This is a genomic window from Streptomyces sp. NPDC017676 (assembly GCF_044329325.1).
GTDB lineage: Bacteria > Actinomycetota > Actinomycetes > Streptomycetales > Streptomycetaceae > Streptomyces.
Genome location: NZ_JBIRJA010000012.1, coordinates 223,436 through 230,889 on the forward strand (window position 1 = coordinate 223,436; position 7,454 = coordinate 230,889).

The following is a 7,454-nucleotide window of genomic DNA, read 5'->3' on the forward strand; positions in this document are numbered from 1 at the left end:
CGGTCCGTCCGGTCGACGCGGTCACCGCCGAGTGGGTTCCGGGCCGATCCAGCCGGCGGTTCCGACGCAGGCCTCGTTGCCTTCCGGGTCGGCCAGCACCCAGTGCGACGGAGCATGGGCATCGCTCACCAGCCGGCCGCCGGCGGCAACGGCTGCCGCTATGCGCGCCTCGGCCTGGTCGTAGGGCACCCAGACGTCGACGTGCACCCGGTTGCGCTGTGGGCGGGGTGCGTCCATCTGCTGGAAGTAGAAGGGCGCACCGCGGCGCTGCGGATCGATCAAGTCCTCAGTACTGTTCGCCCGGTCGGCATAGCCGAGCAGCGCACGCCAGAACCTGGCCACCTCCGGCCCTGCGAGCGCGTCGACGGTGACCTGGACGGTCTGGACGGCGGACGGGTCCGCCGGTATTCCGAGCCCACGCGCCAAGTCCGAGATGCGCCGGGCGAGTGCGACGTCCCGCTCGCTCAGCCCGTAGAAGTCGTCGGTGAGCGTGATCAGGCGCACGGTCACGCCGTCGTATCGCACGTCGACGTCGGGGTGTCCGGCCTCGACGCCGGGCAGTTCGCCGATCGCCTGCACGAGCCTCGCACCGGCGGCCAACGACCCCGTGCGGAAGTACGCACAGGCTCCTTCGCCAAGGACACGCCAGTCGTCCAGGCCCGCGGTCTCGTGGAACTGCTGCGGCCGCACCCGCTCGGTCTTGCCTTCGCCGTATGTCATGCGATCAACGTAGCGGGCAGCACTGACAACGCCCGCACGCGCCGAGGCCGGCGCGACAGGGCGGACAGGTACCCGCGCTGACCCGGCGCGGACAGGTTGCGGGCCGCCCGCACCCGGTTCGCGTAGCCGGAGAAGGTATGTGGCGGTCAGCGCGACGGCACGGTCCGCGTCGTGCGACAGTTCCACGAGGGCGGTTGTCGCCCTGGTTCCCGGGATGCCCGCCAGCGCCTGGGTCAGCCGCCCGCGTGCGGGTGCTCGCGTCCTGTCGTTGGCGAGGCGGTCGACGAGCATGGTCGCGATCCGATCCGCCGTCGTGGTGTCGCCGGCCAGCACGCTCAGTGCATCGGCCGCGTCGGTGTCGTTCCTTCCCTCCACGACCATGTCGACGAGCGTCGGTACCGCGTCCCCCAGGCCCCGTGTGCCGAGCGCCAGAGCCGCGTACCCGCGCACCACGGCGTCGGGGTTCGCGAGAGCGTCCCGCAGCTGCTCGGTGGCTTCGGCACCGGGCATCTCGGCGAGACACCGAACGGCACGTTCCCGCACCCTGGCCACCGGTGAGCCGAGGCCCTCCGCCAGCAGTGCCGGGCCTTCGCCGCCGGACCGCGCCAGCGCCCAGCGCAGGGCCCCGGCGACGTTCGGTTCCGTCTCGCTGAGTACCGCCTCCACCAGGGCCTCCACCGGTACCGGAACCTCGTCGGCCGAGGAGAGGGCCGCGCGCTGGCGCGCGTCGGCGCTCTTCGATCCCAGTGCCTGGAGCAGCGCGACGACCTGGAGGACGTCCTCCCAGCCGGCCGGGTCCGCGGCCCGGATCCGGCGGAGCCGCGTGAGCAGCTCGGTCTCGGCCGCGATGCGGTCGCGCGTCTGACGGACGAGGTCGTCGACGAGTGCGGAGGGTGTGAAGCCGGGATCGTCGAGCGCGCGTCCGATCTCGCGCAGCGACAGTCCCAGCGACCGCAGGCTCTCGATGTGGAAGACCCTCCGCACGTCCTCGCGGGAGTACTCCCGGTATCCGGAGCCGGTACGGCCCGAAGGACGCACCAGACCGAGCGACTCGTAGTGCCGGAGCATGCGGGCACTGACCCCCGACCGTCGCGCCACCTCACCGATCAACACGCCTTATCGTTCCTCCTGGTCGGGCCCGCCGAGGGCTACGACACGCTTCGCCTCCTCGATCGCGCATTCGAATCCGCTGTCCGGGTCGCGCAGCAGCCGTTGTGTGGCGAGCGCGTGAGCTCGTACGCGCGGGTCGGGGGCCGTCGCCGCGGAACGGAGAGCCGGCACGATCACTTCGCCCAGCGCGACCAGTGCCCGGCTGAGACTCAGCCGCGTCTCCCGCTCGCCGCGCCCGAGCTGCGTCGCCAACACCGTGGCCAACGCGGGCTCCTCGCCTTCCGGCACGAGCACGACCGCGGCGCGCCAGGCGCTTCGCGCCACCTCGTCGTCGGCGTCGGACAGGAGTGTCCGTGTGATCGCCGGCCATGCCCGGCGGTCCCCGATCTTGGACAGTGTGTGCAGCGCCTGGCTCCGTGCCTGCGCCCGCTCCGAGCGGACCTCGCGGAGCAGTCGGGGAAGCGTCATCGACACCGGGTGGCGGGTGAGCGCCCAGGTCAGCATGTCACGGACGAAGAACTCGGGCTCGATCGCGGATCGCTCGATGAGCTTGTCGACGAAGCGCGGGTCGGGTGTCGTGCCGACCGCCAGGGCAGCCCGCAGCCGCACGGACGGCCGGCTGTCCTCCAACCCCTGGAGCTCCCGTACCGCATGCGTGTCCTGTCTCGGGATCGTCATCGAGACCACCTCCTGGGCAAGCAGTGAAGACCTTGTCACTGTGTCAAGGTCAAACCGCGCACGCTGCGCCGACACCGGCACCCCTGCGTCCCGACCGGGCGCTGGACTGGGGTGGCCGGCGGCCGGGACGGCGGGGCCGCTGGGGTGGCCGGCGGTCGAGACGGCGGGGCTCCGCCTCGGCCGGGACGGCGAGACTCTCCCTCGGGCGGGGGAATGCCGGCGGTGGCGGGTGGGGCCGGCAGGGGCGCCGGGGTTGCGGACGCGCCCGCGCTCTGACCTGCGCACACTGGATGCAGGCACGGGCTGACGGTCGGCGGGGCGGCTGAGCGTGAGGACCTGCTCGCGGCCGCCGCGGTGGAGGCCGTAGAGGGAACGAGCGCGTACGCGGCGAGTGTCTTCCTGCGCTCCCCCGACCGCCGGTCGATCGTGCCGGCCGCGACGTGCGGGGTGCCGCCGTCCCTGCTGGGTGGCTGGCGCCTCATCGCGGCGAGCAGTCCGATCCCGGTCGCTGTGGCGTACGCGTCCGGGCGCACGGTCCATCTCGCGAGCGCCGAGGAGACGATGCGGCGCTACCCGCAACTGGCGGTGGCCCTGCCGTACGCCTTCGGTTCCTGCTCCGTACCGGTGCGCACGGGCGACGGTGAGCCTTTCGGATCGTTGGCGATCGTGTGGCCGGCCGCACCGGGCAGCGAGGGGCTGTCCAAGGCCCAGCGTCGCCACCTTCGGAGCATCGCCGGCCGGCTCGGTGACGCTCTGGCGGAACTCCGTGCCCGTACCGGTGAGCCCGTGGAGTGGGAACCCGGGGCGGCTGCCACCTGCCGGGCCGACGACATCGCCCTGCTGCTCACCGGACACGGCTCCGCGACGGTGGCGACATGACGCGTGGCCGCCGAGCGCCGGGCTCGGCGGTGGTGGGGGCTCAGCGACCGGTCACGGCTACCGGTGCTCGGGGTTCTCGTAGTCGTGGCGGCAGCCCGCGTCCCAGGCGGTGCGCTGGTTGCCGTAGGCCGGGATGCCTCCCAGGTCCTTCAGCGCCCGCGCCAGGTGCAGCAGGTTCCAGGTCATGAACGTGGTGTTGCGGTTGGTGAAGTCGTTCTGCGGTCCGCCCGAGCCGGGGTCGAGGTAGGAGGGTCCGGGCCCCGCCTCGCCGATCCATCCCGCGTCCGCCTGGGGAGGGATGGTGTACCCCAGGTGCTGGAGACTGTAGAGGACGTTCATGGCGCAGTGCTTGACGCCGTCCTCGTTGCCGGTGATCAGGCAGCCGCCGACACGGCCGTAGTACGCGTACTGACCGGCTTCGTTCAGCAGGCTGGAGCAGGCGTAGAGGCGTTCGATCACCTGCTTCATCACCGAGCTGTTGTCGCCCAGCCAGATCGGTCCGGCCAGCACGAGGATGTCGGCCCCCATGACCTGCCGGTACAGCTCCGGCCAGGCGTCCGTCTCCCAGCCGTGCTCCCTCATGTCGGGCCACACGCCGGTGGCGATGTCGAGATCCACCGCCCGGACGACATCGACCCGTACGCCCTGGGCGCCCATGATGCCAGTGCTCCGGTCGATCAGCCCCTGGGTGTTGCTCGTCTCCGGTGAGCGTTTCAGGGTGCAGTTGATCACCAGGGCCCGCAGGTCGTCGTACCGGGCCGGCGGTGTCTCGGTGGACGGCGACGAAGCGGTCATACGGTCCTCCCAGATCTCGTGCCGCCACCCCTGCACGGCGGCGCGCCCACATCCAGACCAAGCCTGTGGGCCACCACCGGCAGGCGCCACCACAACACCTCCGAATGGCCGGACCCCCGAGTCCTTCAGCGCACCGAGGATCTGCTCGACACAGCCGGTGAGGGCTTCGGCGGGCTATGAAGGGCGCCCGCCGAACTGCCAGTTGCGCACCTCGATGTCGTCGTACCGGTCCGGGGTCAGGATGGCGCGTGCCGTGTCCGGGTCCGGAGCCCGCACCAGCGCCGCCGTCCCCAGCCAGGTGGCGCCGTCGTCGGACAGCAGCGGCCCGTAGGCGATCAACCCGTCCCGGTCACGGGGAACCGCGAGATCGGCGGCTTGGCCCGTGCCGAGTGCGAGTACCAGGTACCGGTTGCCGCCGGTCCGGCCGCCGGCGAAGTCCCACATGGTGCGGCCCAGCGTGTTGCGCCACCGTCGCAGCAGCACGTCCCGGTAGACGCCGCCTGGTAGTCCGGCTCGTCGAAGGCGAACGCGCGGGCAGCGGCGCTATCGGGCAGGTCGACGAAGTGCACGCTGCCGGTGGGCGTGTCGCCGTCGGCGGCCAGGGTCGGACCCCGGGCGATCATCTCCTTCGCGTACTGGTCCATGTAGGACCAGTGCTCTTCCCGTAGTTCGCCGCGCAGGGGCAGGGAGCCGGGCCGGTCGCGGTGGTAAGAGAGGAACTCCATGCCCAAGAATCTCCTCGCGTAGGTGCGCGGGTCGAGCGGGTTTCACGGCGCGCTGCTGCTCGGCGGCACGCGTCAACTCTTTGCCGAGGAACCGATGGGCCAGCTAGATTCTGCCCCAGCCGTCCGCGTCGTTCCGGACCGGCGCTGTCGACGAGGAGGTGTGGAGCACATGCGCAGGAGTGCCCAGCAGTTGAGCCCGCGTACTGCCCTTCGCCACATCCTCACGACGGAGACACCTTGTCGCTTCGCATCACCCCACTGACCGACCCCGCTCACGGGCCGCGCAGCCGGCGTCTTGCATGGCTGGCGTCCGACGCCGATTCCCTCCCTGTCGGGGCAGCCTTCCTGCGGCTGTTCACCGATCCCGGACAGGGGCACCTGGCCGAGCTGACCCTCCATGTCCATCCCGCGGAGCGACGCGAGCGCGTCGGTTCCCGGCTCCTCGACGCCGCCGTGGCCGCCGCCCGGAAGAATGCCCGACGCTGCGTCACAGCACAGGCTGAGGCCCGATCGCCCGGCGACCGCTTCCTGGAGGCGCGCGGCTTTCGCAGGGTCCTCACTCTGAGGTGGTCCCGCTTGTCACTGGCCGATGTGGACACCGCCGCCCTCACCGGGGTCATCGAGCGTCCGCATCCCGGCTACCGGCTGGTGTCATGGCAGGGAGTCGTCCCGCACAGCCTCGCCCACACGTTCGCCGTCTCCCGTCGCGCCATGGACGACATGCCCATGGAGCACACCGACCACGGCTCCGTGACCTGGGACGTGGACCGCGTCCGGGCCGTGGCGAAGGCCGTCGAACAGCGCGGCGACCTGTTGCACACCGTCGCCGCCATCGACGCCTCCAACGGCTCGGTCGCCGGGTTCACCGAACTCGTGGTTCCCGGCAACGGCACAGGCGATGGTCAGCACTACGGCACCGGCGTGCTGCCCGAGCACCGTGGACACGGTCTCGGCCGATGGATGAAGGCCCAGTCGATCCGACAGGTCCATGGGCTCTATCCGGGCCTCGGCGGCCTCCTGACCGACACCGCCGACAGCAACACACACATGAGACACATCAACGACGGTCTCGGCTACACACCCACGCACACCACACATCAGTACCAGCTCGACACTTAGCGGCGAACGGACGGGCCGGACCTGGTCGTCACCTCGTCCGGCCCGTCGACGCCTTCGACACACGCCTGGATCGACGACGGGCGCGATCGGTTCTGCCCTGCTCTCAGGCGTGTCACCCGAGACGAGACACGGACGACGACAGGCTCGCCCCGTCCTGCCGAGCCTCGACCACCCAGCGGCCCCGCTGTGCCGGTCGCCCCCCAGGCCGACGGGCATTTCCGCTTGCTCTGCTCCTCACCGGTGTGGGAGCCTCCATCCAGCTTCCGGCACGTACTCACTCACGGCGAAGGACTGAAGCCAATTGATCACGGCGTCCCGCAGCGGCCGCCGTCGGCACTGAGCCGTCTCCCCTCAGGGGCGGCGGTCACCGGTGCCGCGTCCGTCTCCTCACGGCGGCCCGACGATGCGGTGGCCGAACCACCGCCCCACCTCCCTGCTCGGAGGTGGTCCCCGGCTGCGGCCGGTACGACTCGCGCGTTGATCCCGTTCCGCCCGTGCGGCGGCAGCGCGCTCCGCCGGTATCTCCAGTGAGGACATCATCGTGGACATCGCCGTCCAGAACTTCGCCGTCGCCAACCTGCGCCGCCGCCCCGTGGCCGTCGAGATCGGCGGCTTCGTCGCGGGATTCGATCCGGCGACGACCAGTCCCTTCATCAACTACGCGACTCCCGTACCCGGCATCCGTCCAACCGACCGAGACGTGGCCGCACTGGTCGAAGCGTTCCGTGAGCGCGGACTCAGGCCCCGGCTGGAGTTCGCTCCCGAGGCCGCGCCCGCCGTGGATCCGGCACTGCGCCGGGCGGGGTTCACCACAGAGGCAGTGCACGTGTACATGGTCTGCACTCCCGCCACGTCGATCCTGCGGCCGGACGGCCACCGGACAGCCGCCGGGCCCAGCGTGGAGATCCCGCGCACCGATGAGGACTACGCGGCGATCGACGCCGCCCTGTCCGAGGCGTTCGCCGGTGACTTCACACCATCCGTCGAAGGCGCCGCCCGACTACGCCGCACTCAGGAGAACGGCGGTGCCGTCCGCTTCGTCCGGGCCCCCGACGGCGGATGCGCCGGCGCGGCCTCCTGCTCCGCGCCGGCCGTGGGCACGTCGGAGCTGGCGGGTGTGGGGACCCGTCCGGGCTTTCGTGGCCGCGGAGTGGCCGCCTCGGTCACCTCGGCGCTGACCCAGGCCATGTTCTTTCGAGGAGCACGATCGGTCTGGCTGGAGTACTCGGGAGAAGGGTCCCGCCGGGTGTACGAACGCGTCGGCTACCGGCCCCGAGGCACCCGTCTGTACATGAGCCTCGAAGGATGAGACGCGGGGTGGGGGGGGGGGGGGGGGGGCGGCGCCCCCCCCCCCCCCGCCCCCCCCCCCCAGAAAAGCCCCCCCCCCCGGCGTGAACCCCCCACCCCCCCGGTAAGAAAGGCCGGCCC

General features: G+C 71.5%; 6 protein-coding genes and 2 pseudogenes. 3 read left to right on the forward strand and 5 right to left on the reverse strand.

The genetic code is table 11. The features are described from left to right. Positions 1-21: 21 nt before the first annotated feature. The 3 genes and pseudogenes from ACH4LD_RS26565 to ACH4LD_RS26575 all read right to left on the reverse strand — a co-directional run bounded on the left by ACH4LD_RS26565 (position 22) and on the right by ACH4LD_RS26575 (position 2,508). A complete protein-coding gene (locus ACH4LD_RS26565) occupies positions 22-720 on the reverse strand; it encodes a VOC family protein (protein ID WP_398106193.1) in 699 nt (232 codons plus the stop codon). 117 nt (positions 721-837) lie between these two features. Continuing rightward, positions 838-1,833, reverse strand: a pseudogene (locus ACH4LD_RS26570) (MerR family transcriptional regulator); the annotation flags it as partial. Positions 1,834-1,836: 3 nt separating this feature from the next. Then, a complete protein-coding gene (locus ACH4LD_RS26575) occupies positions 1,837-2,508 on the reverse strand; it encodes a HEAT repeat domain-containing protein (RefSeq protein ID WP_398056674.1) in 672 nt (223 codons plus the stop codon). Between the two features lie 336 nt (positions 2,509-2,844). Between ACH4LD_RS26575 and ACH4LD_RS26580 the strand changes: the two genes are divergently transcribed. Next, the gene (locus tag ACH4LD_RS26580; RefSeq protein WP_398106194.1) at positions 2,845-3,387 is read left to right on the forward strand and encodes a hypothetical protein; all 543 of its coding nucleotides are present in this window, start codon (positions 2,845-2,847) and stop codon (positions 3,385-3,387) included. 57 nt (positions 3,388-3,444) lie between these two features. Here ACH4LD_RS26580 and ACH4LD_RS26585 read toward each other — a convergent pair whose 3' ends face one another. Beyond that, positions 3,445-4,182: a flavodoxin family protein gene (locus tag ACH4LD_RS26585; RefSeq protein ID WP_103811872.1), complete on the reverse strand. Its 738-nt coding sequence runs from the start codon at positions 4,180-4,182 to the stop codon at positions 3,445-3,447. A 174-nt stretch (positions 4,183-4,356) separates the two neighbouring features. Beyond that, positions 4,357-4,907, reverse strand: a pseudogene (locus ACH4LD_RS26590) (YciI family protein). Between the two features lie 237 nt (positions 4,908-5,144). On the opposite strand from ACH4LD_RS26590, the gene ACH4LD_RS26595 reads away from it, so the two are divergent. Both ACH4LD_RS26595 and ACH4LD_RS26600 read left to right on the forward strand, forming a co-directional pair. Continuing rightward, positions 5,145-6,026: a GNAT family N-acetyltransferase gene (locus ACH4LD_RS26595; protein ID WP_398056673.1), complete on the forward strand. Its 882-nt coding sequence runs from the start codon at positions 5,145-5,147 to the stop codon at positions 6,024-6,026. Positions 6,027-6,567: 541 nt separating this feature from the next. Further along, complete coding sequence (locus tag ACH4LD_RS26600; RefSeq protein ID WP_398056672.1) at positions 6,568-7,335, forward strand: GNAT family N-acetyltransferase; 768 nt, start codon at positions 6,568-6,570, stop codon at positions 7,333-7,335. The last annotated feature ends 119 nt before the right edge of the window (positions 7,336-7,454 follow it).